Here is a 25,940-nt window from a genome sequence, read left to right on the forward strand (position 1 = left end):
CACTGAATCAGCGTCTGATGGCATCGCCGGCCGGCTACATGAGAGCGGCACAGACGCCAGGTTCGAAGCCTGAGAAGAAGCCTGAGAAGACGTCTCGCGGGTGACAGGATGCAGCTGCAATCCGTGGCTATGGCTTGCCAGCTTCTGAACCCATGCCGTAGCGGGTGAAGTCGTCGCCGATGTCGGCCGCGATCGTCTTTGCCGCCGAGATGTCGGTAGCGCCGCCAGCCCTGTCGCCCTGCTTGAGCTTGGCAAGCCCCCGCCCATAGAGCGCGTTCGCGAGCTTCGGGTCGGCCCCCAAAGCAGAATTATAGTCGTCGATAGCCGCGCCAAGTTGGCCCATCTTCAGGTAGATCAGGCCGCGTGAATCATACGTCGCCGCGTTGCTCGATCCCGATTGGAGCGCCTTGTTGCAGTCCTCCAATGCCGCCTGCAACGCACCGAGGATGGCTCGGACCCAACAACGTCCGCTCCACACGCCCACCAGGTTGGGCTCGAGACGAATTGCCGCGTCATAGTCCTGCGCCGCGCGATCGTATTCTTTCTTCTTCAAGTGCGCTGCGGCACGGTTGGCGAAGGCTTGGCCATAGTTGGGATTGAGCTTGATTGCCTCATCGAACGCCGCGATGGCGAGATCGTATTCGCCTCTCCTCAAGTAAGCCGCACCACGGTTGTTGAGGGGCTTGGTGTAAGTTGGATCGAGCTTGATCGCTCGATCAAAATCCTGGATCGCGCGGTCATAATCCGCCTTCGCGATATAGGCGTTGCCACGATTGTTATACGCGATAGCCAAGGCGGTCGCCGTGCCGCGAGCCTCGTCGATGAGCGCCGTACAACCACCAATTCGCGCTTCGAGCGCCGTGCGATCGAAGCTGTTGCACAACTCGACATTCCTGAAATAGTTGTCTTTCAGCTTCGGGCTCTGCGCCATCGCTGGTGCAGCGAGCAACAGCAAGATGAGGATGGGCGCCACGCCGTCGACGGAGGCCACCCTTGCACGAATTTCCATATCAGGCTTCCCGGTTGTGGGAATGCGCGATCGCTGCCCTGTGAAGTAGCCCCGCATGATCTGATAGCTGGCGAGAACTGGTGTACTCAAGAGATGAGCCTAGCAGCCCCGACAGATCCTTGGACTGAACCTTTGATCGGTTTCATTTCCCCCTTGCTGCACCGCGGGTGGCCGGGGCTTTTTCACCAGTTTGCTCTTGCCCTCTTCAATGAGCGTAGCAAATTTGACCGACCCGTCCTCCGATATCTCGATGCGTGGCGTGGTACCTCGAACGCCCATCGTTGCGACGGGAGTGTCGATCTTCATGGCGCCGGTCTTCGCTATGTTGCCGGCAACGAAAGTGAACGTTCCCTTGGCCAGACTGAACAAGGTCGAATTCGACTTCCCGTTTGGGTCGTACACGAACTCGGTCAAGGCCATGTGGGCGTTGCTCGACAGACTGAACGAGGTGCCATCAGTGAAGTTGATCCCGACCCGGCCATCGCCCCCGGTCTCGACCACGTCGCCCAAATAGACGAGATCGCCAACCTTGGTCTGACCGGCTTGACCGGAGACATTCGCCTGAACGACCACCGCGCTCGCATGTTCAATTGTGACCGAACCGGTGGCGGTCACAACCTTCCCAATGGGCTTTGATGAAGAATCCTGAACGGCCGGTCTGGCGGGCTCGCTTTGCGCCTGCGCTGGACGAGGCAAAAGGCCGCCGAACGCCAAAACGAAAACCGTCACCAATACGCTAATAAAATTCGTGCACATGATCTCCCCTCTCTGAGAAGATCTTCGTTCGTGTGACAGCCCGTGGTCATTGAACCGTCGGGCCAAGGTCGCATACCTGCAATGCCAAACTGATCGATACCGACCAGTTCATCCGAACTGATCTTGGACTGTAATCCCAGCGGCTGGCCGCTGCCAACAAAACGTGGACATTCCGGCCACAAATAATAGTATCATTTTAATGGGAGGGGGGCCGCGTCTCGCGCGGTCCGGAACGACAGCAATGCTGTCATGTCTGGGTCGCGCTTAACGCGTCTCATTGCTGAATTGGTTTGATTGGATCCGCACATTTTCGGCGGGCAAGCCTAGGGCTGCAAGCGCCAAGATTTTTTTGATTCCGTGGCGAGGGCGGGCCAGAGCAAAAACACTGCGGCACCACGCTGGACCTGAGCTTACTCAGCAGGCGAGGTCTAGGCCTATGTTAGTTGCGTCCGGCGTCGAGTTTAGCGGCGAGCGAGAGTTCGCGGGCGAGTTTCCTCCCGTGATTGGCACGATACAGATGGTGGCCGGTGGCGTCACCATCGAGCGCGCGAGCTGCATTGCTGTTCAAATCGCGGTTGGCGATCCTGTTTGTCAGGATGACGTCATCGAGACCGCAGCCGATGGGCGGATCGGCATTCGCTTTATTGACGGCACCGTCTTCAACCTGTCCGGCGACGCTCGCGTGGTGCTAGGCGAATTCATCTGCGAGTCCGATGGCACCTCACGTTCCGCCTCGCTCACGGTAACCAGAGGCACCTTCGCCTTCGTTGCCGGCCAGCTGGCGAAGAGCGGCGCCTTGAGCGTCGATACGCCTTTCGGAAGCATTCGCAGCCGGACCCTTGCCGGCGGTTTCGGCATGTTGTCGCTCGCAGCCCTCACCTTCGCAATGATGAAGGAAGTCCAGGCCGCGGACCCGAACGTCACATTGCTGGACGACGACAACATCACATACAAGCACTTCGACCACGGCGTATTCGAGCTCGTAACCAAGGAGCCGATCCCGCGACACATCATTGTTGAGGACCCCGGAGAGACAATCGTCCTGAACAGGATAGGCTCCTCGGTCAGCGTGAACCAGGTCGCGAATTCTGCTGCTCGAATGGACGAGTTGCAGGTGGCCCAACAGGACGCGCTCGCCAATTTTGCCAAAGGGTTCGGGCACACCGGGTCCAGCGCCTATCCCTTCCTCAGTCCGGAGGAGCTGCCGCAGCCGATCAATTTTATTCAGCCTGACGAGCCCGCGGCGCAAGAGGCGCTGCCCGTGATATTGCCGGCGACCTTCACAGTTCCTGATAGCTTGATCGTTCGTGTGCCGCCTCCGCCACCCCCGCCGCCGCCGACGCTGGAAATCACCGGCATAGCCGGACAAATCGGCGTCACCACAAACAACATCATCAATGCCAGCCAGGCGAATGCCGGGGTTCAGATCACGGGCACAACCTCGGGTGTGGAGAACGGGCGGATCGTTGCGATCACTATCACCGATAGTTCCAACCATGTCGTTTACAGCAATACGGCCACGGTCACCAACAACACCTGGTTGATCCAGGTCAGCCCGGCGGATGCCAAGGCGCTGGGCGACGGCATCTACACCGTGATTGCGGACGTGTCGAATGCGGCCGGCAGTTCGGCGGAGGCCTCGCACGAGATCAGGGTGGACGAGACTCCGCCGACGATCGCAATCGACGGTATTGGCCATAACAACGTCGTCAACACCAACGTGGCGAGCGCCGGGTTCGCCATCACCGGCACTGTGCTCGACGCAGAGAACGGCCAGCCGGTCACGGTCAAGATCGTCGACAGCTCCGGCCATGTCGTCGACACATTCGCCACCACGCTGGCGAATAACGCCTGGTCAGTAAACATCACTTCGACCGATGCCAAATTGCTGCATGACGGCAGCTACACGGTGACGGCGGACGTTTCGGATACGGCCGGCAATCCGGCGCCAGAGGCAACGCAAGCGATCACGGTCGACGAGACACCACCGACGGTGACCTGGCTGCCGCAGGCCGAGAGTGGCGTCGAGGGCACCACGATCGCACTGGGCAGGATCACGGCAACCCCGAACAGCCTGCCGGGCCACAGCGACAACGTGCAGTCGCTTGTGGTGAGCGGCATCCCGGTTGGAGCAGTGCTCACCGACTGCGCAAATAGCTTCCTGGCGACGAGCGGCAACACCTCGATCGATGTGAAGAGCTGGAATCTCTCGAACCTGAAAATCATTCCGCCGAACGACACCAATTTTATCCTGACCGTCACGGCGACTGACCAGGATGCCAATACGGCGAGTGCCAGCGAACTGGTGACGGTCACCCCGCTGCCGCCCGACGTCGACCCTGTCGCCGCGCACGGCAATGAGGACACGGCGATTGCGCTGAATCTTGGCGTGACGGCCAGGAGTCTGTCTGGCGCCAACGGCGACACGTCCCCGAACAGCCTCGATACGCTTGTCGTGAGCGACATCCCGCTGGGCGCTACGCTGAGCGACGGCACTGGCTTGCCCAGTCACAGCTTTACGGCGACCGCAGACAACAGCTCGCATGACGTGGCCAGCTGGAATCTGTCGAGCCTGAAGATCACGCCCCCGGCGGAGTTCGAAGGATGCTTCACGCTGACCATTGCCGCGACCGAGCGCGATTCGGAAGGCAATATCAGCGCCACGGCGACGGCAACCGAGGTCGTGACGGTCGCCCCGGTTGCCGAGCCGCCGACGGCAAAGGCGCCGGCGACGCTGACGCTCAACGAGAACGCCACCGGCGTGGCGGTCGCCGGGGTGAGCGTTGGGCCGCCGGCGGAGGACAGCGACGACACGGTGCGTGCGACATTGACGGTATCGCATGGGACGCTGCATGTCGGCAGCCTGGACGGGGTGACGGTGACCGGCGACGACTGCGCGACGCTGTCGCTGTCGGGAAGCGCGGCGGCCGTGAACACGCTGCTGGCGGGGCTGAACTATAGGCCGATCACGGGATACGAAGGCTCGGACACGCTGCACCTGTCGGTGACGTCGAGCGACGGCTCCAATACCTACCCGATGGCGGCCACCGCCTCAACCGCGATTGCGGTGAACCCGGTCGCCGAGCCGCCGACGGCAAGTGCGCCGGAGGCGCTGACGCTCAACGAGGACGCTACTGGCGTCGCGGTTGCCGGGGTGAAAGTTGGGCCGCCGGCGGAGGACAATGACGACACGGTGAGTGCGACGCTGACGGTATCGCATGGGACGCTGCATGTCGGCAGCCCGGGCGGGGTGATGATGAGCGGCGACGACAGTGCAACATTGACGCTGTCCGGAAGCGCGGCGGCCGTGAACACGCTGCTGGCGGGGCTGACCTATGCGCCGACCAACGAGTACGAAGGCTCCGACACGCTGCATCTGTCGGTGACGTCGAGCGACGGCTCCAACACCTACCCGACGGCGGCAACCGCCTCGACCGCGATCACGGTGAGGCCGGTTGCCGACCCGCCGACTGCAAGCGCGCCTGCGAGGCTGACGCTCAGCGAGGATGCCATTGGCGTGGCGGTTGCCGGGGTGAGCGTTGGGCCGCTTGCGGAGGACAATGACGACACGGTGAGTGCGACGCTGACGGTATCGCATGGGACGCTGCATGTCGGCAGCCTGGGCGGGGTCACGGTGAGCGGCGACGACTGTGCGACCCTGACGCTGTCGGGAAGCGCGGCGGCCGTGAACACGCTGCTGGCGGGGCTGACCTACACGCCGAACGACGAGTACGATGGCTCCGACGCGCTGCATCTGTCGGTGACGTCGCGCGACGGCGCCAACACCTATCCGACACAGGCGACGGCGGCGACGGCAATAACAGTCATCGAGAATTCGGAGTCCTTGATAGTAGGCGGACCAGGGCCAACGCTCGACTGGAACAACCCGGCCAACTGGAGCCGCGGGTTCATTCCCACCCTGGGCACCGACGTAACCATCAACGCGCCTTCCAACTACACGGTCGTCATCACGGGAACACCGGACGCCCAGGCGGCCTCGCTCACGATACCGCATGGCGCGGCATCAACGGACATCAAGGTCAGCGGAACCCTGCAGCTCGACGGCGACATCAATATAAGCGACTCGGGGAAACTCGAGAATGACGGGACATTGGAGGAAGCAGCCAACGCCACTTTCACCGGCCCTATCACCAACAACGGCACGATCATCGTCGATCCGAATGTTGGCCTCGACGTAACAGGCACCATTACCGGAAGCGGAAAGTTCTGGATCAACAGCGGGGCCACGCTCGAGTTTGCCCTTGGCAGCAAGGTTGCTCCGGGCACGACCGACAGCCAGACCATCTACTTCGAGCAGGGCGCGGGCAAGCTGGTCATCGATGACTGGGGAAAATTCGCAGGCGTCATCACCGGCACCGACATCGGCACGCACCTCACGTTAACCGATTTGATCGACCTCACGCAGCTTCCCTACGTGGGTGGAAGCATGTCCGTCTCGGTCGCGTACAACTCGGGCACCAACATCAGCACGATGACCTTCAGTGATGGCATCAGTGCAAATAACGTGACACTGCATTTGTCCGGGAACTACACCGGCGCCTCCTGGACCTTCACCAGCATCGACGGAGGCGCCGGCACCGAGATCCGCGACCCCCCGGCGGATTCCGGCATCATGACCAGCTCGATGGTCGAGACTGGCGGTGCGACGCCCGGCACGCCGATCGCAACCGGCACGCCCACCGATAACGAGGTCGACATCAGGCCCAACACCATCACGACGGCGAGGCCGCCGACCAACAGCGCTAGCGGCACCGGCACTTTCACGATGACGGCGGCCGGTGTGTGGACCTACACGCTCGACAGCAGCGCCAGCGTCGTAAACGCGTTCAATACCGACAACACACTGACCGGCATCTTCTCGGTGACCGCCATTGGCGGCACCACACAGGCGGTAACGGCAGATTCCAACGCGGCCCAATTCAAGACCATTACGGATTTTGTCTCGGGATCTGAAAAGATCGATTTGACGGCGTTGGGCGCGCTTGACTCTGCTGTCCTGGCGTTGACCCCTACAGGCGCGTCTGTGCCGGCGCATACCATCGCCTGGCGCGCTGACAGCGGTGCGAACGAAACGATTGTATATGTCAATCCGACGGACCAAGCCCTGAGCATTGGCAGTTCCGGCCTCCTGGAAATCCATGTACAGGGGATTACGACCCTTCACGCGTCGGATTTCGTCCTCGCGCCGGCGATGGAGACCACCGTCGTTGCAGCCGGCGACCCGTTAGATCCGGCCATAACGACGCACAACGATGCGACTGTCGTCGCAACGACCACCACCGACGTTTCGTCCGACACGACCGTCAGCAAAGCGCTCCTCGCCGACTGGAACGGGACGGCGCAAACAACCAACATCAGCGACAGTTTCGACGCCACTCGGGACCACATTCACTCAATCGACCATGTGAAGTTGGCCAGCCTCGACCAAGGCGTGACGCCCGCGAAAGACAGCGCTGACGGTGCGGTGACAACGCTGCCAGCCGGACCATCAATCGAACTGCCGCACGTTACCGTGACGGCGCCGATGCAGACCGGTTCCATACTCGATCAGAAACCGGTTCTCGACAGTACCGCTGCGACGACGGTCAACCACGGAGCTGAGACAAATAGTCCAACACCGGCCGCCGGCGGCGCGATCGTACCGTCCAACAGCGATGAGAAGGTCAATTCTGGAAAGAACTCCGTCGACAACGACGATGATGGAGGAGTGCCCCCGAAAGACGCCGGTTCGGTAGAGGCCGACCATCATGCCCATACAAACGATATCGGTTCAGAGATCGTATTCAACCAGGCACACCTGCAGGCACACCTGAATGCGTCGGAGCGTGGCGACGACAATCGTTGGATCACGAGCGAGGCGAGCGAACACGACGCCTCGCCGAAGCATGACGCCGGCGTGCATGGCATCGAGCCGTCCTCGACAGCGCATGAGGTGTTTGAGGGGACTGCGGGCGGGCATGGAGACTCGTTCCATTTCAAGGACGAGATTCTGGGTCTTAAAGGTTCAGGCGTCATTGACGTTGCGGAGCCCGACCCAATCCCGGCGTCCGTCAGTCACCATGAAGACGCCGGCGAAGCTCACGGATCGCCGGTGACTTCGGAAGAAGGCGGGAACGCCGGTACGCCCGGGGACTCATTCCACTTCAAGGACAAGATCCCCGGCTCCAAAGGTTCAGCCGTCATCGATCTCACGGAGCTCGATCACGTCCCAGCGTCGATCGACCATCCCGAACGCGCTGCTGGCGCTCACGGATCGCCGGCGCTTGCAGAGGGAGCGCACGCAACGGAGCTTCCGCTGCCGGAGCAGCACCCGGATGACCCCTTCCACGTGGTTGCGAACCATGCGGGGGTCACCCATGTGCACCACGATCTGGTGCTCTGAAGCGGCCTTGCCCTGGCGCCCTGCCCTTCAATTTGCAGCGGGAGCCGGACAACCGGGTCGACTTCAACGCGCAGCGCCGCACGCCAAAGCCAAGCGCATCGTTCTATCGAGAGACGATCGCGCGAAACGCCGTAGCTTGATCCGGAATTCGTCAATCCTTGCGCAGCCCCCTCCCCATCGCCTCGTAGATTATCGTTTTCAGGTTCAGTTGGATCCGGCCACCCTGTGTGGGCGACATCACCATGAAGATTCCAAACATGTCGTCCACGGGGTCGACGAAATAGAAACTGCCGCCGGCGCCGTCCCAACGGTATTCACCGAGTGGCCAGTTCGTATTCGGAGGTGGCGAGGTGCGCACGGCGAAGCCAAGACCGAAGCCGCTGGTGGGGTTCGGAAAATAGAAGGGATCATGAATGATCCCGGTCTCCGGCCCAATCTGGTCCGACGTCATCAGCGCGACCGTCTCACGCTTGAGGTATCGCTTGCCGTCCAGTTCACCTCCATTCAGCAGCATTTGCAGGAAGCGGGCGTAGTCCCCTATCGTCGAGACAAGGCCCGCTCCACCGGACTCCCAGCGCCGCGGTATCACAGGATCGAGGATTCCGGCGACTCGAGAGCGATCGACAGGAAATCCCCTGGCGATCAGCGGCCACTTCGCTTTATCCGCGACATAATACGCAGTGTCGGACATGCCGAGCGGATCGAACAATCTCTGCTTTTCAAATTGATACAGCGTCTGCCCGGAGACCACTTCGATGACACGGCCAAGCACGTCGGTCGAATGGCCGTAATTCCAGCGCGTTGCGGGCTGATCGGCAAGTGGCAGCACTGCGATCCGGTCGGCAAAGTCGGCGTTATTGAATTCCCCTGCGTACAATAGAGGATTCGCATAGAGCTTCTGCACTTGGGTCTCCCCGAAGAAGCCGTAGGTGATACCCGAGGTGTGCCGCAATAGATCCCTGATCGTAATCGGGCGTTTCAACGGCTCGAGCTTGAGCGGATACTTTCCCGCTTCATCGGAAATATCGACGCCGACCTTGGCGTTCGCAAAGGAATGAATGTAGTTCGACACGGAATCGTCGAGAGCCAACTTGCCTTCGTCGACCAGCATCATTGCCGCAACCGACGTGACGGCCTTCGACATCGAATAGATCTGGAAAATCGTGTCCGGCGTCATCGGCAGCCCTGTGTCGGGGTCCCGCACGCCGAAGCATTCGAAATCAACTGGCTTGCCGTGTTGTTGGATCAGCAGGATGCCCCCGGGAATCTTGCCGGTCGTGATCTCATAGCGAATGGCGTCGCCAAGCCGCTTCGGGGCCGCGGGTGAAAGACTTCCTATAGCCGGCGTTCGGGATTCGGCGCGCAGCTCAAACGCCCAGCCGACGACCAGGGAAATCGCGAACACTGCTGCGGCAAGCCAGCGCAGTGCGGTGCTTTCAGTTTGCCATCGCTTCATAGACGAGCAGCTCGAGGGTCCGCTGGATGCTCTGGCGTTCAGGAGGCCTCTGCTCCAGCAGCACGAAGAACGTCTCCTGCTTGCGGTCGATTACCATATAGCAGCCCCTGGCGCCGTCCCATTTAAGCTCGCCCAGCGATCCCGGCGGTGGCGGCTTGGCGTTGCCGGGATCGGTGCGCACGGCAAGCCCGAGCCCGATGCCAAAGCCGTCCCCGGGGAAATAGAGAAAATCACGCTCAACGCCGGAGCCCTTGCACGCGAGCGGAAGAAAAAACAGCGTCAGCTCCAACGATAGGGACAGAAATCGACCCGCGCGAGAACGGGAACGGAACATGATTTGGAAAACCCGGCGGGGATTTTGGAAAACCTTTGCCGCAAAAATCGAAAAAGATTAGGAATATCAAAGCGCGGACGTGGCGGAACTGGTAGACGCAAGGGACTTAAAATCCCTCGATGGCAACGTCGTGTGGGTTCGAGTCCCACCGCCCGCACCAGCATAAATTTTCAAACAATATCATATACTTCGCTTGGTATTGTCAGGTTGTTTTGTAGCATGAAAGTGGACACGATTTTGTAGCATCTGAAACATCTGTCGCACGACTAATATTGTAGTTGTAACAATGACTTATGTATAAAAACAGTTGCAGCAGTCTTTTTTCTGATTCATACTGGTTGGCGTGAACGATCTCTTCGCGCCTTCGCGCGCTGAAGACTCTTCTCAAGCAACAGCGGGGAACCACCAACAACGCGGCTGCAATCCGGCAGCCACGGCAGCCCCCTTTTGTTTGATGGCACAGTTCAGTTCGAAGTTCAGACAGCTACTCGGTATCGAAAAGAAGGCCAGCCTCGCCGCGCCCGACGCATTCCTGCTCGACCTGTTCGGCGCAACGGGCACCAACGCCGGAATTCAGGTATCGCCGCGCACGGCCATGCGCTGCGCGCCCGTCCATTGCGCTGTCCGCACGATCGCTGAAGCCATCGGCCAGCTTCCAGTTGCCGTCTACAAGCGCGGAACCAACGGCGAGAAAGAGCCCGCGCCTGATCACCCTGTTCAGCGCCTGCTACAGGACGCGGCGAATAGCTTCACCCCAGCCGGTCAATTCCGCGAAGACGTCACACAAGACGCTGCGCTGTATCCGTATGGCGGCTTCGCCCATATCGGGCGCGCCTCCGACGGCCGCGTCGTGGAGCTTGTGCGGATCGACCCGGAACAATCGAGCATCATCATCGACTACGTGAACCTTGAGCCGATTTACGCTTATCGGCAGGTAAGCAACGGCACCGGCAACGTCACGACGCAACGGGTCGATGCCGAAAACATCCTCCATATCCCCTCCCCGTCATTGCAACGGCTAGGAATGGTCAACGAGGCGCGCGAAGCCATCGCGCTCGCCGTCGTCCTTGAGCAACATGCGGCGCGCCTGTTCGGCAATTCCGCGCGGCCTAGCGGCGTCCTCAGCTTGAAGCGTAACGGCACCAACGCCACTACGCTGGACAACATCAAGGCCATCTGGAACGCCGCGCACGGAAGCGGCAAGAGCGGCGGCACGGCGATCCTGCCCGACGATGTTAGTTGGCAGCAAGTCGTTCTCAATTCAGTCGATGCACAGTTCCACGAAATGCGCCGCTTCGCGATTGCGGAGATCGCGCGTTTCTGGCGCGTGCCGCTCCACATGATGAGCGAGCTTGAGCGCGCGACCTTCAAGAATGCCGAGCAACTTGGCTCCGAATTCTTGACCTACACTTTGCTGCCGTGGATTCGGCGCTGGGAAGGCGAACTGAATTTGAAGCTCTTCACCGAGGAAGAGCGTGGCACCTACTCCGTCGAATTCGACACCGACGCCATCATTCGCGCCGACATGCTCGCACGCATCGAGTCACTTTCGGTCGCTGTTAGCTCGCGCATCCTCAATCCAAATGAGGCGCGCCGGATGGGCTTTGGCCTCCCCGGCTACAAGGGCGGCGAGGAATACGTCAACCCGAACACGACCAGCCCGCACGCTCAACCGCGTCTTATTGGAGGTGTCAACCCATGATGCGGACAGTTCACTTACATGGCGCGCTGGGCGAACAGTTTGGCGACAAGCACCGCTTCGACATCATGACCGCAGCGGAAGCACTGCGCGCAATGAACTGCGCGTTCCCCGGAAAATTCGTCAAAGCGCTCGAAGGCAACGCCTATCGCCTGGTGCGCGGCGATCCCGACACCGGCATGGACCTCGATCTTGAGCTTATCAATCAGTTCAAGCTTGGCTCTGAGCCTGATCTTCACCTGATCCCGATCGCACATGGCTCGATGAATGGCCGAACTGCCAAGGGCACGACCAAGGTTGTGCTTGGCGGCGCGCTGATCGGTAGCGCGATCTTCCTCTCTGGCGGCACGCTGGCCGCGCCGCTCTCCATTGCCGGCATGAGCATTCCCGGACTGACCTATGGGACCGTTGCCGCCGTTGGTCTTGGTCTGGCGCTCTCCGGCGTATCGACCTTGCTGACGAAACCGCAAGAACAAGCAGCCTCAAACAACACCAGTGTTGCGGGCGCTCCGAACGTTCAAACCGGCCAGCAGGGCAGCGCCATTCCGTTGGTCTATGGCGAGGTGTTAGCACCAGGTATTCCAGTCTCGCTCTCGTCAGACACCGAAGACATCAGCGTCTATGCCAACTCGGCTGGATCAATCGAAGCTGCCTTTGGTCGCGACCCATCCTATTGGAGCGGGTCATGAAGCCGTTCTCCGCATTCTTTGGAGATGCCGAATATCAATTCATGCTCACCTTCGCTCTCGCGGGCGAACTTGAACAAAAGTGCGGCGCGGGCATCGGCACGATTTGCGCCCGCGTGTTCGCCAAGCACTTCGCTCAATCCGACATCACCGAAACCATTCGCTTGGCGCTGATCGGCGGCGGCATGGCACCCAAGCGAGCGGCCGAACTGGTCGCGCTCTACGCGACCGATCGCCCCCTTTCTGAAAGCTATCCCCTCGTCGCGAAGATTCTCGAACGGCGTTGGTTCGGCAACCCACATGAGACGACCAATGGACAAGCTTGAGATCAAGGCAACGCTCGGTGTCACCGATGCGGGCGAAATCATCGGCACAGCATGGCCGTTCGGCTCGCCCGATAGCGTCGGCGACATCATCGTCAAAGGTGCGTTCGGATCGATCGCGCCGGATATGCCGATGCTGTTCAAGCATAGCCCATCCGACCTGATCGGTACTTGGACCGAGATCGCAGAAACGCCCGATGGCCTTGTCGTCAAAGGCAAGATGCACATGGAGCAGCCCCGCGCGCGATCCGTGCTTTCCATGATCAAGAGCGGCCTCGTTGATGGCCTATCGATCGGCTTCAAGACGCTCGCCGCAACCCGGCAGGGTCGCAACCGCGTGATCACTGCGGTTGATCTCAAAGAAACAAGCATCGTTCCCAATCCAGCCCATCCCAAGGCGCGCATCATCAGCGCCAAGGCGAATGATTCCGCTCTCGCCGTCGCGGAACTCATCAATCGTTTCGCGGCGGCTCTCACCTAACCCAGAGGTAATGACTACCACCATGACGAAGCACTTCCCGGAAATCGAATTCAAGTCGGCGGATGACGACACCGATCCGACCGCACTTGTCACCAAGGCGTTGGACGATCTCAAAGCGAAGATCGACACCAAGTCCGCCGATGACGCCAAGCTGAAAACCCGGATGGATCAGCTTGAGGCCAAGATGAACCGCGCCGGTCACAGCGCGACCGCCAACGACCAGACAGAGCTTGAGCGCAAGTCGTTCGATGCGTTCTTGCGTGGCGGACCGGACAAGTTGAGCGATCTTGAGCAGAAGTCGCTGGCTGTGACCGGCAACACCGCCCTGACGCCCCCGGAGTTCGGTAAGGAAGTCTTGAAGCTTTTGCGCCTCTTCTCGCCGATCCGCCAGTATGCGCGAGTCGTCACCATCGGCGCGGCCAATGTTCAGTATCCGCGCCGCACGGGTAGCACCGCTGCCGTGTGGGTCAACGATACCGACGATCGGACCGAGAGCGAACCGTCCTATCAGGGCGTCAGCATCACGCCCTATGAGTTGGCGACCTACACCGACGTTTCCAACCAGCTTCTCGAAGATAACTTCTACAACCTTGAGGGCGAACTGGCCTCTGATCTGGGCGAGAGCTTTGGCATTGCTGAAGGCACCGGCTTCGTGAAGGGCACCGGCAGCAACCAGCCGAAAGGCCTGATGAGCGCCACCGGCATCGCCCAGATGATTACCGGCGCGGCCAGCGGCTTCCCGACGACCAACCCGGCCGACGTGCTCATTGCCATGTTCCACAAGCTCCCGGCCGTTCACGCCCAAAACGGCGTGTGGGTAATGAACCGAAACACGTTGGGCGCAATCCGCCAGTTCAAGGACGGCATGGGCCGCTATCTGGTGCTTGATGCCCTTGCCGAAGGCGCACCGGTCACGTTGCTCGGTCGCCCGATCGTTGAGGCCGTCGATATGGACGATATCGGAGCGGGCAACTTCCCGATCCTGTTCGGAGACTTGCAGGGATACCGCATCGTCGATCGCGTCAACTTCATGCTTCTGCGTGACCCGTATTCGATCGCAACCAAGGGCCAGACCCGCTTCCACGCCCGCAAGCGCGTCGGCGGCGACGTCACCCATCCCGATCGGTTCGTCAAGCTCAAGGTCTCGGCGACCTAAGAAGACCAACCAATGCAGCTCGCAGCGGAACGATTTTATCTCAAGCTAGGTAGCGAGGTTTTCACCTTGCGGCCGACGCTGCGGGCTGCCTTCTTTCTCAACCAGAAATACGACGGCTTCCATAACCTTTCGCGTTACATCGCCGAGGGTAGCCTTACGACAGCATCCGACCTGATCACCGAGACTGTCACCGAAAAGGCAGCTTGGGCTTCCTATGCTCTGACGGATAATTCAATCGTGCTGGACCTTATGGCGGCGCGCGATCAGCTTCTCGAATTCGTTCTGATCTTGATGGGCGCCAAGCAGCCTGATCATGCGCCGGCTGACGCCAAGCCGATCACTTTCGAGGAATACCATACCAAGCTCTACCAGATCGCCACGGGCTGGCTTGGTTGGACCCCAGTCGTCGCGTGGGATGCGACACCGGCAGAGATCATCAACGCCCATCAAGGCCGCCTTGAAATGCTCAAGGCGATCTTCGGCGGCAGACGTGATGACACCGAAACAATCGACGTGAAAGACGCGGACGCCCGCGCTGAACTGAATGCGCTCGGCGACCTGAGCGTCACCACAATGAGTGGGGTGCGCTGATGCCACTCAAAGCAGCCCGCGTATGTGGATGCGGCAGAGTCGTTCCTTCGAACGTCATTTGTCTTTGCCAACGTCGTCGTAAGGCAGAGAACGACAAGCGTAGACCTTCGGCTCACCAACGCGGCTACGATTCGAAGTGGAAACGTGAGAGCAAGGCGTTCCTGGCCCTGCCTCAGAACCGGTTCTGTGCTTGTGGGTGCGGTCGCATCGCTGACGTGGTCGACCACAAGGTTCCCCATCGCGGCGATATGAAGCTCTTTTGGGACCGTTCCAACTGGCAACCGCTGGCTAGTTCGCCCTGCCATTCGTCCCGCAAGCAATCACTGGAACGCCAGCGCCATGGCTAAACCAGAACAAGCCCTTTGGCGCGCCGTGATCGACCAAGCCATTACCGATGCTTCCGGTAAGATGAAGTGCAAGGAATTTGATCGCGCTCAAGCTCTTGATTGGCTGCTCAAGCCCAATCGCAACTTCAATGAAGTATGCGCTCTCGCCGATCTTGAGCCTGACCATGTTCGTGCCGCAGCGCGCAAAGCGATTGAGAAATACCGCTCAAAATCGCCACGCAAGCACAGCGGAGCGAAGCTCTACGAGTTCAACGGTCGCACGCTCAACATCCAAGGATGGGTGAATGAGATCGGCTGTAGCTACTCATCTCTTTATGCCCGCCTTGTGATCCTAGGCTGGACGATAGAAGCCGCTGTTACGACGCCCTTCATGGTCAAGCGTCGATCGACCAAGGCAACAGCACCCCCGGGGGTGGGTAGCGAGCCTTCAAAAAGCGGCGGCGACCGGTCCATCCCCTCCGCACAAGATAGCGCCTAATTGGAGTTTTTCTGATGATCACCCTCGATCAAGCCAAGGCCCATTTGAACGTCACCACGACGTTTGATGACGACCTGATCACCGACAAACTCGCCGCTGCGAAGGGCTGGGTTACTGACTACACGGGCGCATCGGTCGATTTGGACACCACTCCGGCCCCTGTTCGGGAAGCCGTGCTGCAATTGACGGCCCAGCTTTACGACAATCGGGAGATCACTGCGTCCGGCATCACGGCGCAGTCCCTGCCGTTCGGTTTCCTCGATTTGCTCGTCAATTACCGCGCTTACAGCTTCTAAATGCCCGCTTTTGAGCCCTCATACGACCTGCAAAAGGCGATCCGTTCGCGCCTATTGGCGAGCGAGGAGCTAACCGCATTGGTCCCGCCGGATAACATTCTAGACACCAATGGTCGGCCCGAGCGCATGCCTGCGGTCATCTTTGGCGAGGGACAGACGGTCTACCGGCGCTTTGACTCGACGACGCACGCAACCTTGCACGTCTGGTTTCAGGAACCGGGGCTTACCCAAGCCAAAGCGGCCGTTAGCGCCATCGTTCAAGCCCTGCGAGTAGACGCCCAGATCAGCGGCGCGCTGATCCTCGATAACTTCGTCTGCCACGATCTCATGGTCACTCAGACCCGGTTTGTGCGCGACCCGCACGGCTCTTTCTCGCACGGCATCGTGACCGTCGCCGGCATCATGAAGGCGAAGTGATGCGCGCTGGCGATCTTGACCGACTGATCGGAATTCAAAGCCGCTCCACCGGCCTTGATCTCTATGGCGCGCCGATCGACGTGTGGACCACGGTCGCCACCATGCGCGCCAAATTGATCCAGATCGCGACCGATGACCGCGAGGACCAGCGCGGCCACACGACCGACAAGACGATGACTTTCCGAACGCGCTGGCTTGACGGCGTGACGCTGGAAAATCGCCTCGTCTATGAGGGGCAGAACTACACGATTAGGAATATCAAAGAGCTTGGTCGCCGCATCGGCCTCGACCTCACATGCGAGCGCGTTGGGCCATGAGCGCGCACATTTACCCGACATCAGCCGAAACTGCTGACTTGATCTCTCAGATTGGTCAATTGAATTTCACGTCGCTGAATCTCGGAAGCGAGATCGCTGATGATACGACGGGTCTCTTCGAGAGCCACACGAACTTCGTCGCTCAAATCTTGGAAGCTCAGCTTTCCTTCCTTCTCTCGAGCCTCAACGTTTTCCGCGAGGGTTCGTATTCGCCATGTTTGCTTGAGGATACGGCGGCCAAAGTCTCCGGGCGCAGTAGAGGCCGATTCGCTGACATAAACGTGCGCTCGCTGATGAAGCTGCCGAAGCCGTTCAGCGAACATGTAGTTCGCGTAATCGGCGTCCGACGGATTGGGAAAATGGGCGGTAAGCGCGTTGAGATACTCGTTGGCGTCTTTCAATATCCTGAGTTCGTCTGCCGCTGCATTAAGGCGCTCCTCCGCCCTCAACTTCTCTGTCGCTCGCAGTTGCTGGTTCGTGCTGCGGATTTGATCCTGCGCTCCGGTGTAGGCCAACCATGCTGCAAGTATAGCGCCAGCAAACCCAATCAACCCTCCCGCCAAGTTTTCGTGCGCGGCCATGACGCATCCAATCGATTTTGGGAGTTGTGCGCTTCGAACCGTTTGGAAGCACCGATCACCGCTGATGTTTCGCGCGTATGTGTGGGCAAATGCGAGAACCCCTGCAACTACGAGCAACAGCGAGGCTGCGACGACGAAAAACATAAGCCATCGGGGAATCTTCATCGCACCAATTTGCCGAGCACCTCTTCGTTTGTCGAGAGGGTTGCGGCATGAAGGGCCGAAAACCTGAGCTTGCCGCCGATCCGGACGCGCTCGGCGCTGCCCAGCGCCCGCCCGCGTGGTTGTCCAAGCACGCCAAAGCCGAATGGCGGCGCGTCATGCCGGAGCTTGCCAAGCGCCGCATCCTCACCGCTGCCGATCTCGGCAGCCTTGAGAGCTATTGCATCGCGATCGGCCGCGTCCGCGAACTGGAAAGCCTCTTGCGTGCTGGCATCGATTCCAAGCTCTTCCGCATGCAGGATAAGGCCATGGTGACGGCGCGCCAGCTTGCGGCCGAACTTGGCTTGACGCCCGTGTCACGGTCGCGGCCCGCCGTACGCGATAATGATGCCCACGAAGGCGACGATGACAATCCGCTCGCCGTCTAAAGACACCTTCCCCCATTGGATTTACGACAACTCGCCGATCCCCGATCCCATGGAATACGGCGAGCGCGCGGTTTCATGGTTGCGGCGCTTGAGGCACCCAAAATCGAGGCTTCCGGATAAGGCGTTCCAGTTGGACGAATGGCAGGAACGCATCGTCCGCCGTATCTATGGTCCGCGCGACGAGTGCGGCAATCGCATTGTCTCGACAGTCGTCATTCTGGTCCCTCGCGGCAACCGGAAAACCTCGCTGTCGGCCGCGCTAGCATTACTTCACACCTTCGGCCCCGAGCACATTCCCGGTGGCGAAGTGATCTTCGCCGCTTCTGATCGAAAACAGGCAGGCATCGCCTTCAAGGAGGCCATCGGCATTGTGAAGGCCCACAAGAAGAAGCTTCTTCCCTACGCCAAAATCTATGACGCCTTCAACAGTGCAAAGAAGATCAGCTATCCGAGAGAAGGCGTCGAGCTTGAAGTGATCTCATCCGACGCGCCTTCGCAGGAAGGCCGCACCCCTGCATTCGTTCTAGCCGATGAAATCCACGTCTGGCGCGGCGATTTGCTCTGGAAGGTTCTAACGAACGGCCTCGACAAAACCGACAACACTTTGCTCATTGTCGCAACCACAGCAGGCAGGGGCCAGGAAAACATTGCCCATGACGTTGTCGACCGCGCACGCAAGATCGCGTGCGGAGAAATTGACGACCCGTCTTTGCTGCCTGTTCTGTTCGAAGCCGATCCCGATTGCGACTACACCGACGAAGACCTTTGGAGGCGCGTCAATCCGGGCAGCGCGCACGGTTATCCCTCAATCGATGGCTTCCGTCGTCACGTCGCCCGGGCCAAAAACAGCCCGACCGAGCGAGCCAGCTTGCTTCAATACAAGCTGAACGTTTGGCTTGATCATTCCACGTCGCCATTCGTCGACATGGCGACATATGATCTCGGCGCTGATCCGATCGACTATGAGGCATTCAACAGCGCGCCGTGCTGGATCGGCGTCGATATGTCGAAGACGACCGACCTATCGGCCGTCGTGGCGTGCTTTCGCAACGACGACATCTATACCGTCCTGCCGCATTTCTTTTGCCCCGAGGAAGACATTCTCAGGCGCGGCGACGTTGACGGCGTGAACTATGCGTCCTGGGCCAAGCAAGGCTTCCTAACCGCAACGCCCGGCAACGTGATCGATAACTCTGCGGTCGAGAACTACATTCGCGGCCTTTGCGAACGCTTCAACGTGCGCGAGATCGGCTTTGACAACACCTACGCTCAAGCCGTCACGGCGCCGCTTATGAACGACGGCTACCGCGTCGTCACGATCCGGCAAGGCTGGGTAACACAATCTCCCGCGCTCAACGTCCTAGAGGCCGCGATCATCGCCGGGAAATTCCGGCATGGCGGGAATCCCGTGCTTCGCTGGAACTTCTCCAACGTCGCCATCCATAAGGACAGCAACGACAACCGCGTCATGCACAAGAGCAAATCGACCGACCGCATAGATGGCGCATCGGCGACGTGGATGGCTGTCTCGCGCGCCGCTGCTAGCGAAGGCCCTTCCGTGTTCGACGATCCCAACCTCGATCCGGAGTATTTCGTTCTTGCCTGACGATCTTGACGCATACCTAGATGCCCTCCCGGACAAGCTGCGCGAGCAACTTTCCGAAGTGATCCGCGAGCAAGCGGAACGGCTTTCGGCTGCACAGAAAGCAGCACTTCAATCGCTGGAGCAGACCGACGAAACTGGCGACCTTGAAGCCTCGTGCACCGTCGTTCCCGGCGCAAACGATCTTGAATTCATCGTGCAGGCGGGCGGACCGCTCACGACAACGGAAGTCCGCGAAGGCAGCGGCAAGCCTTATGACTACGCGCTCGCGTTCGAATTCGGCACGTCGCACCAACCCGCGCGGCCCTTTTTCTATTCGACCTACAACGCCATGCGCGATGACATGCAGGAAGCGATCACCGAAGCTGTAAATGAGGTTCTAAATGACTGACGACCAATGCGCCCGCGAGATCACTTGGGCAGGCGGCACCCATACGTTCACTCTCAATCATCCATGGGTGCGGAATGTGCTGTCATTCCGTGGCATCCCCGGCCCGGGCGGCAATTCACCAGCGGCGTGCTTGGCGCAGTTTGAGGCTGGCAACTACTCTCCCGACGATGTTGAGCGTGTCATTGAACTTGGCCTGATCGGCGGTGGCACGCCGGAGCGCGAAGTTGAAGCGTTGCTGGATACGCATGTCCGCAACAAGCCGCTTGGGCCAAACATCCTAATCGCGCATCAGGTGCTAGCGGCGCTATTCGTCGGAACACCTGAACCGACGGAGGCAAGCTGACATGGCTGCCCTCAATATCCCGGTCAGGGTCGACCTAGAGCAGTTGAAACAAGGCCTCAAGGACACGACCTCCCTGACTCAAACGGCTACGCGGCAGATCGCAAAGCAATTCCTAGACATAAACAAGGAACTCGCGAAAGACGCTCTGTTTGGAAGCATGGCGCGCGGCGCTCTTACTCTCGCCAGCAATGTCGCCATCGCGGTTGGCTCAATCAAGCTGATCTCGGCGGCGATCTCCGGCGCGCGTGAGCAGATGGCACAAATGGTCGCCATAGCGGACAAGGCGCAAAATCTCGGTGTGTCGCCCGCCTTCCTGCAAGCCTTCACCGCCGAGGCGAAGAAATTGAAGGTTGAAGCCAGCGAACTCGAATCGGCGCTTGAGCATGCGTTTCAGGCGACCAAGGAAGTCTCGCCGATCGACATCAACGAATGGGAGACGGGCAAAGAGAAGATCACGGACGTAGAGAAGGCCTTGCGCGTCTATAACGAGACGCTTGCCAAGGCCGCCGGCCAACGCCTTGAGGGCTTGGTGTTGTTCCGGGTCGCCAAGACACAGGAAGAAAAGATTCAGGCCGTCCTAAAGGCCATGATCCAGCTTCAAAGCATCGGCCAGCAAGCCGCTTCGTTCGATCTCGGCGAACGGATGTTCGGATCGCAGATAGTTGACCGCATGCGGCAGGGCAGAACATCGGCCGAAAGCATGCTGGAGACGATCAAAAGCGCCAGCGCTAATGCTGACGGCATCTTTTCCGACGTGCTGGTGAACCGCGCGAAGGAATTGGACGAGCAATTGAAGCTCGCCCATCAGCGCCTTTCGACCGCGCTCAAGCCCTCATGGGATGACCTCGCGTCGGTCCTTCTGACCATCAAGGGCTATTGGGCTGATACGGTAGACCTGATCGCCAAAGCCGTGGAATGGTCCAACAAGATCAAAATTCCCGGATTCACCAGTTCAACCGATCTAGAGGCGAAGCGCGACGCGCTCGCGACGGTCAACAACAAGCTCAACGGCGGCTGGGGCATGTATGGCATGTTTGCCTCGCGTGAGACCCTAGAAGGGCAGCGCGATCGCCTCCAATCGGAAATTGCCGCGCTGGCACAGGGCGAGCAGTATGGCCCAGCCGCCCCCGGTCAATCGCGCGGGACCGGTCCGGCACCGACCAAGAAGCCAACCGGAACGGAAACGGACCGGCTGGAAACGTCCGCCGACACCATCGCCAAGCGCGCTGCGGCCTTGCAGGCTGAAGCCGCTGCCATTGACGAAGGAACGGCCGCGCGCGAGCGCAGCAAGATTGTCGCCCAGCTTGAGACTGTCGCCAAGCAGGCCAATGCTGCGGCTGGCAAGGGCGAGAACGTCGTCACGGAAGATCAGCGTAAACGTATCGACGAAGTTGCGGACGCCTACTCCAAGGCCGCCGAGTCTATCCAAAAGGCCCGCATCGCGTCGGACATCAAATTCGGGCAGAAGACGGCCCTGCTAGATCCTGCCGACGTGGCGATCGCCCAGCAATTGCGCGAGATCTATCCCAACGTCGCGGACGCGCTCAATTCGGTCGAGGCGCAAGCCATCCGGACCAACGACGCCATGCGGAGTATTTCAAGCACCGCCTCCAGCACGCTGACAAGCGGGCTTGCCAACATTCTCGACGGCACGAGATCGGTATCGCAGGGCTTTGCCGATATGTCGCGGGCGATCGTGCGCGCCCTCGAAGAGGCCATGATCAAGATGCTGATCGTGCAACCCCTGATGCGTTCGTTGGGTGGCGCTCTGGGATTCAGTGATGGCGGGATCGTTGGGAGCGGCAGCGCCCCGTCTACGGTCATGGTGGGCAATTACGCCATGCCGAAATTCGCAACCGGCGGCGTGGTCAGCGGACCGGGCGGCCCCCGCGATGACCGTATCCCCGCCCTGCTCTCTGACGGCGAATACGTGGTCAATGCGGGCGCCACGGCCAAGCACCGCGCCTTGCTTGAGGCGATCAACCGAGGCGTTCCCCGGTTCGCGGATGGCGGCTCTGTCGGGGACGGCACCTTATCGGCACCGCTCTTTGCGGGCCAGCAAACGACCATCGCCCCAACTTTCCACGTCAACGTCCAGGGATCGCCCGGGATGACGAAGCAGGATCATCAGCGCATGGGGGAAACGATCGCAAAGACGGCCAACGCCCAGATACAGAGCATGATTGCTGCCGAAATCCGCATGCAGACACGTCCCGGCGGTATCCTGAAACGCTAAAGCGAAAGACTCGCCCTGCCCGCTATATTGAAGGTCTCAGACCAAAAATAAACCGCCCCCACGGCGATCAAACAATGGGGGCGGCTTGAAGGAGTATCCGAACTTGCCGTTACGAAAGCCCGAACACCAACAATATAGCACGAATCCGGAATCCGACGAAGATCGGCACGAAGATTTTTCGGATGACGATCTCACGGTGGACGATCTCGACGGCGGCACCGACGACGCGGGTGTCATTGAGGCCCTAACCGCGCCCGACGAAGATGAGGCGGCGGTCCAATCCAGTGATCAGGAGCCTGTCTATCTCGGGCGCTCGTATGTCAGTCGCGGCGGCAACGACAACGGCATTGATGAAATGCTGGCCCAGCTCGACGGTGGAGAGGGGTCGAAATTTGTTTCGGAGGCCGACGAAAAACCGTCGAAAAATGTTTCAGCTCCTGCGTCGAAAACTGTTTCAGAGCCCGGAGGGCGGCCGTCGAAAATTGTTTCAGAGAACAAGCGTCGATCGCTCGCAAATGATAAGAAAACGGTCGCAAAAATGCGGAGTTTTTGTCTTAGCGACGTATCGGCTGCCCCTACATCTTCAGTTAGCTATCCAGCTTCTTCATCTCTTCCTTCCACCACCACCGCACCTAAACCAGCAAACGACAACAACCGCATACCAGTCTGGTCTCTCACCGGAGAGCTTGTTACGGCGGTTTGCGCTTGTGCGGCCCTACAGATCGACGACAACCCGGCTATTGCGTTCACTTTCAATCTGACGCCGGACGCGATCGAGAGAGCCAAGCGCGATCCTGACGGCTTCCTAGACCCGCTAAAGCGTTCTTTTGATCAGAGCCTTAAAAGGGCTGGCGTCGTCCTTCCCTATTTCTTCGCTGTTGATATTGATGAAGACGAGCGCCCGCATCTGCACGGGGCCTTCCGCTATCCGGCCCGGGAGGTATCCATCACCATGGTCCGCCGTATCAGAGAGATCATGAAGGATAGTTGGGGCGCATGGACCGGTCCGGGGAAGCACAAGCAACTTCTGTTCAAAACGCTCTATAGCGACGATTGGGCCACATACTGCCTCAAGAACGGTAAGGCAGTTCAGAAGATCATCGGCCCTCGAACTTTCACCATTACGCACGCGCTCGGAAGAGAAGCGAAGTGGTTCTACAATGAATTTCGGCGAATCCTGAAGGGGACAGATTAAGATGACTTGCACGCAACAGCAGTTGGACGCGGCTCGCGCTCAGGGCATTGCCGAAGCTCTCGGCGAAGTCGAGAAGGAGCTACGACGAGCCAGCAGGGAGGTTGAGCTTGCGCGCAAGCCAAAGAGCACCTTCGCTTCCAGCAATCGCGATCGAGCCATCTTGCGCCTCAACGTCCTTAAGAAAGTCGCGGGGTGCCTGCGGGCGCTATAAGTCAATGTTGACTTACAATCCCCAGTAGAAACAGATACTTGACGCGACTTCCCGAATATGAATCTCTATAGCCCTCTGCATCACCAATTGGGGCTGACCATGCAACGACCTGATCACTTTATCCCGGATGACCAACTTACCCGGGCCGCGAACGCCATTGCCAACCTAGAGCCGTGCCCGTTCAAAGGGCGGCTTACTGCCGATCAGGTGATCCGGGCGCTGGGCGAATTCGGCGACATCTGGCCCGCCTCGATCGAGAAGCTGATTGAGCGCGGCTGATGCGCCAGTTAGTCTGGTTGTTGGGCACGGCCCTCTTATCGGGCTGCGTTGCCAGCGTAGGCAAGTATGAGCCGCCGGTAGTCGATATGACTGGCGTTGATCAGAAGCGCTACGCCCAAGACCTCAACGAATGCACCTTGAAGAAGGAGCAAGCTTCATTCGTTGGCTCTGCTCAAATGATCTCCAATTGCATCGAGGAGCACGGTTATCGTGTCATTGAGAAGCGGGGCTAGTGGTGAGCCAAACACTTAAAGACCTATTGGCCCTCGCAGGCGGCACAGCCGCAGTTTTGGCTGCAGTCGCCGGCTTCGCCTACTGGCTCTTCAAACAGTTCAGCGAGAAGTGGCTGACGGCCAAATTCAATGAGCGACTGGAAGACTACAAGCACCAGCAACAGAAGGAACTGGAAGAGCTACGATTCAAGATAAACTCTCTCATGGACCGCACCACGAAGCTCTACCAGCGAGAATTCGACGCGCTTCCGGAAGCGTGGGGCAAGCTGGTTATGGCACATGGGACTGTGCAGGCCGTAGCGGCAGGCCTGCAACAATATCCCGATCTTGATCGCATGACGTCTGACCACCTCGACGAGTTTTTGGGCAAGAGCCCGCTCGACAATTGGCAGAAAGAAAAGATCAAGCGCGAAGGCAAAAAGACGGACGAATATATCAGCGCGATTAACCATCACCGGGCTTGGGAGGCGCGCAACGTCTACCGCGACTTCTACGTCTACTTCCGAAAGAATGGCGTCTTCATCAGAGAAGAGTTGAAAGCGAAGTTCGACGCGCTCTCTGATTTGATACACAGCACGCTCGTTGAGCACGAGGTAGGATTGCAGCACAAAGACTTTAGAAAGTGGGAGACAAGAGAGAAGTTCGTGACGGAAAGCACCGCGCTGCTAAAGGCGCTTGAGCAAGAAGTTCAAACGAGGCTATGGGACTCGCAGAGTCTTTCTTAGCGTCCCTGCCCAAGGCGAGAATCATCAATTTCAACAAATGGGTCTGTTGCGAAGCAATCGAACGGGCTGAACGGGGGGATCATGGAATATCGGCGAGAGAACCGTGTAGTGCTGAGCACGGAGCGTGAGCATAAAAGTCTCTATTCTTGGTCAATTAAGGAATTTGACAGGAATGGGAAACAAATCGGCTCCGATCAAATTCCGTGGGAGTGGAGCTTAAGATTTGAAGTGATCGAGTTGACTCCCAATTGCACACTTAAGTTCAACAACGAGCAGGAGGATCAACAAGCGGAAACCAGCAAGGCCGAAATCTCGGAATATCTCTATGGAAAGCTGCGTTCGTCGGAAAGGAGGAGAGAGGCAGGCAGCTATTCAATGTTCGGAACGAAGCGCACCATCAGTGAATTCGATCTATTTATTTACAAGGCAATGCAAGGTGAAGATCGGTGTCGCCTGTGGGGGAGTATTGGCTACACGGCAGAATGGGATTTCGAGGACGTAGCGCAACAGGATAGCGTCCAAATATACATCTACTTGTCGGCTGAAAGATATGAGCGCCTTCTGAAGTTCGTCACATTTCCGCGGCCGACGGGAGCAGAAGTTCGCTTGAAGGGAGTTTCGGGTTTCTATTCGGCGTGGTCACCGTCGATAAGAACTGACAGCATTAGGATTTTGGCGAACGTGAAAGATCAAGGATTGGAAAACCCCGAGGGGCTGTCCTTTGATCCGCCCGTTTTGGGCCATGTGGAAGAGTTCGAACTTAGTATCAAGCAGCAATATCCTCTTATTCTCAAAGAACGCTAG

25 protein-coding genes, 1 tRNA gene and 1 pseudogene are annotated in these 25,940 nt (G+C 59.1%); 22 read left to right on the top strand and 5 right to left on the bottom strand.

Features of this window, described 5'->3' with window-relative positions; all coding sequences use genetic code 11:
• Positions 1-127: 127 nt before the first annotated feature.
• The gene (locus tag QOU61_RS24910; protein WP_289653841.1) at positions 128-1,009 is read right to left on the bottom strand and encodes a tetratricopeptide repeat protein; all 882 of its coding nucleotides are present in this window, start codon (positions 1,007-1,009) and stop codon (positions 128-130) included.
• A gap of 99 nt (positions 1,010-1,108) precedes the next feature.
• A complete protein-coding gene (locus tag QOU61_RS24915; RefSeq protein WP_289653842.1) occupies positions 1,109-1,765 on the bottom strand; it encodes a FecR family protein in 657 nt (218 codons plus the stop codon).
• A gap of 436 nt (positions 1,766-2,201) precedes the next feature.
• On the opposite strand from QOU61_RS24915, the gene QOU61_RS24920 reads away from it, so the two are divergent.
• Positions 2,202-8,168: a DUF8693 domain-containing protein gene (locus QOU61_RS24920; protein WP_289653843.1), complete on the top strand. Its 5,967-nt coding sequence runs from the start codon at positions 2,202-2,204 to the stop codon at positions 8,166-8,168.
• A gap of 151 nt (positions 8,169-8,319) precedes the next feature.
• Here QOU61_RS24920 and QOU61_RS24925 read toward each other — a convergent pair whose 3' ends face one another.
• Together QOU61_RS24925 and QOU61_RS24930 are read right to left on the bottom strand one after the other, a co-directional pair.
• Complete coding sequence (locus tag QOU61_RS24925) at positions 8,320-9,624, bottom strand: serine hydrolase domain-containing protein (protein WP_289653844.1); 1,305 nt, start codon at positions 9,622-9,624, stop codon at positions 8,320-8,322.
• Positions 9,605-9,871: pseudogene (locus QOU61_RS24930) on the bottom strand (serine hydrolase); the annotation flags it as partial. The gene QOU61_RS24925 and the pseudogene QOU61_RS24930, both read right to left, overlap by 20 nt.
• A gap of 160 nt (positions 9,872-10,031) precedes the next feature.
• Between QOU61_RS24930 and QOU61_RS24935 the strand changes: the two are divergent.
• The 11 genes from QOU61_RS24935 (at position 10,032) to QOU61_RS24990 (ending at position 16,749) form a co-directional block, all read left to right on the top strand.
• A tRNA-Leu gene (locus QOU61_RS24935) sits at positions 10,032-10,118 on the top strand.
• Between the two features lie 183 nt (positions 10,119-10,301).
• Complete coding sequence (locus tag QOU61_RS24940) at positions 10,302-11,660, top strand: phage portal protein (protein WP_289653846.1); 1,359 nt, start codon at positions 10,302-10,304, stop codon at positions 11,658-11,660.
• Complete coding sequence (locus tag QOU61_RS24945; protein WP_289653847.1) at positions 11,657-12,346, top strand: tail assembly protein; 690 nt, start codon at positions 11,657-11,659, stop codon at positions 12,344-12,346. Before QOU61_RS24940 ends, QOU61_RS24945 begins: the two co-directional genes overlap by 4 nt.
• Positions 12,343-12,669, top strand: coding sequence for a gene transfer agent family protein (locus tag QOU61_RS24950; protein ID WP_289653848.1), 327 nt, complete (start codon positions 12,343-12,345; stop codon positions 12,667-12,669). Before QOU61_RS24945 ends, QOU61_RS24950 begins: the two co-directional genes overlap by 4 nt.
• Positions 12,656-13,147, top strand: a complete 492-nt coding sequence (locus QOU61_RS24955) for an HK97 family phage prohead protease (RefSeq protein WP_289653849.1) — start codon at positions 12,656-12,658, stop codon at positions 13,145-13,147. Before QOU61_RS24950 ends, QOU61_RS24955 begins: the two co-directional genes overlap by 14 nt.
• A 22-nt stretch (positions 13,148-13,169) precedes the next feature.
• On the top strand, positions 13,170-14,303 hold the full coding sequence (locus tag QOU61_RS24960; RefSeq protein WP_289653850.1) for a phage major capsid protein: 1,134 nt from the start codon (positions 13,170-13,172) through the stop codon (positions 14,301-14,303).
• Between the two features lie 12 nt (positions 14,304-14,315).
• Complete coding sequence (locus QOU61_RS24965; RefSeq protein WP_289653851.1) at positions 14,316-14,894, top strand: hypothetical protein; 579 nt, start codon at positions 14,316-14,318, stop codon at positions 14,892-14,894.
• Positions 14,895-15,233: 339 nt separating this feature from the next.
• The gene (locus QOU61_RS24975) at positions 15,234-15,719 is read left to right on the top strand and encodes a hypothetical protein (protein WP_289653853.1); all 486 of its coding nucleotides are present in this window, start codon (positions 15,234-15,236) and stop codon (positions 15,717-15,719) included.
• A gap of 14 nt (positions 15,720-15,733) precedes the next feature.
• Positions 15,734-16,015, top strand: coding sequence for a head-tail connector protein (locus tag QOU61_RS24980; protein ID WP_289653854.1), 282 nt, complete (start codon positions 15,734-15,736; stop codon positions 16,013-16,015).
• Positions 16,016-16,432, top strand: a complete 417-nt coding sequence (locus QOU61_RS24985) for a DUF3168 domain-containing protein (protein WP_289653855.1) — start codon at positions 16,016-16,018, stop codon at positions 16,430-16,432.
• Positions 16,432-16,749 (top strand): phage head closure protein, encoded by a 318-nt coding sequence (locus QOU61_RS24990; RefSeq protein ID WP_289653856.1) that lies wholly within the window; start codon positions 16,432-16,434, stop codon positions 16,747-16,749. Before QOU61_RS24985 ends, QOU61_RS24990 begins: the two co-directional genes overlap by 1 nt.
• 20 nt (positions 16,750-16,769) lie before the next feature.
• Here the strand turns inward: QOU61_RS24990 and QOU61_RS24995 are convergent, their stop codons facing one another.
• Positions 16,770-17,330 carry a hypothetical protein gene (locus QOU61_RS24995; protein WP_289653857.1) on the bottom strand — a complete coding sequence of 187 codons (561 nt, stop codon included), beginning with the start codon at positions 17,328-17,330 and terminating at the stop codon, positions 16,770-16,772.
• Between the two features lie 320 nt (positions 17,331-17,650).
• Here QOU61_RS24995 and QOU61_RS25000 point away from each other — a divergent pair, with 320 nt between their 5' ends.
• The 10 genes from QOU61_RS25000 (at position 17,651) to QOU61_RS25045 (ending at position 25,940) form a co-directional block, all read left to right on the top strand.
• Complete coding sequence (locus QOU61_RS25000; protein ID WP_289653858.1) at positions 17,651-17,920, top strand: P27 family phage terminase small subunit; 270 nt, start codon at positions 17,651-17,653, stop codon at positions 17,918-17,920.
• Positions 17,898-19,526 carry a terminase large subunit gene (locus tag QOU61_RS25005; protein ID WP_289653859.1) on the top strand — a complete coding sequence of 543 codons (1,629 nt, stop codon included), beginning with the start codon at positions 17,898-17,900 and terminating at the stop codon, positions 19,524-19,526. Before QOU61_RS25000 ends, QOU61_RS25005 begins: the two co-directional genes overlap by 23 nt.
• Positions 19,519-19,914: an HK97-gp10 family putative phage morphogenesis protein gene (locus QOU61_RS25010; RefSeq protein ID WP_289653860.1), complete on the top strand. Its 396-nt coding sequence runs from the start codon at positions 19,519-19,521 to the stop codon at positions 19,912-19,914. Before QOU61_RS25005 ends, QOU61_RS25010 begins: the two co-directional genes overlap by 8 nt.
• Positions 19,907-20,257, top strand: coding sequence for a gene transfer agent family protein (locus QOU61_RS25015; protein ID WP_289653861.1), 351 nt, complete (start codon positions 19,907-19,909; stop codon positions 20,255-20,257). The genes QOU61_RS25010 and QOU61_RS25015 overlap by 8 nt, the downstream gene beginning before the upstream one ends.
• Before the next feature lies 1 nt (position 20,258).
• Positions 20,259-22,493: a hypothetical protein gene (locus QOU61_RS25020; protein WP_289653862.1), complete on the top strand. Its 2,235-nt coding sequence runs from the start codon at positions 20,259-20,261 to the stop codon at positions 22,491-22,493.
• 85 nt (positions 22,494-22,578) lie between these two features.
• Positions 22,579-23,688 (top strand): hypothetical protein, encoded by a 1,110-nt coding sequence (locus tag QOU61_RS25025; RefSeq protein WP_289653863.1) that lies wholly within the window; start codon positions 22,579-22,581, stop codon positions 23,686-23,688.
• 310 nt (positions 23,689-23,998) lie between these two features.
• The gene (locus tag QOU61_RS25030) at positions 23,999-24,178 is read left to right on the top strand and encodes a hypothetical protein (RefSeq protein ID WP_289653864.1); all 180 of its coding nucleotides are present in this window, start codon (positions 23,999-24,001) and stop codon (positions 24,176-24,178) included.
• A complete protein-coding gene (locus QOU61_RS25035; protein ID WP_289653865.1) occupies positions 24,178-24,411 on the top strand; it encodes a hypothetical protein in 234 nt (77 codons plus the stop codon). The genes QOU61_RS25030 and QOU61_RS25035 overlap by 1 nt, the downstream gene beginning before the upstream one ends.
• A 2-nt stretch (positions 24,412-24,413) precedes the next feature.
• On the top strand, positions 24,414-25,136 hold the full coding sequence (locus QOU61_RS25040) for a hypothetical protein (protein WP_289653866.1): 723 nt from the start codon (positions 24,414-24,416) through the stop codon (positions 25,134-25,136).
• 81 nt (positions 25,137-25,217) lie between these two features.
• On the top strand, positions 25,218-25,940 hold the full coding sequence (locus tag QOU61_RS25045) for a hypothetical protein (protein WP_289653867.1): 723 nt from the start codon (positions 25,218-25,220) through the stop codon (positions 25,938-25,940).

Origin of the sequence: Bradyrhizobium sp. NP1 (assembly GCF_030378205.1) — a bacterium.
GTDB lineage: Bacteria > Pseudomonadota > Alphaproteobacteria > Rhizobiales > Xanthobacteraceae > Bradyrhizobium.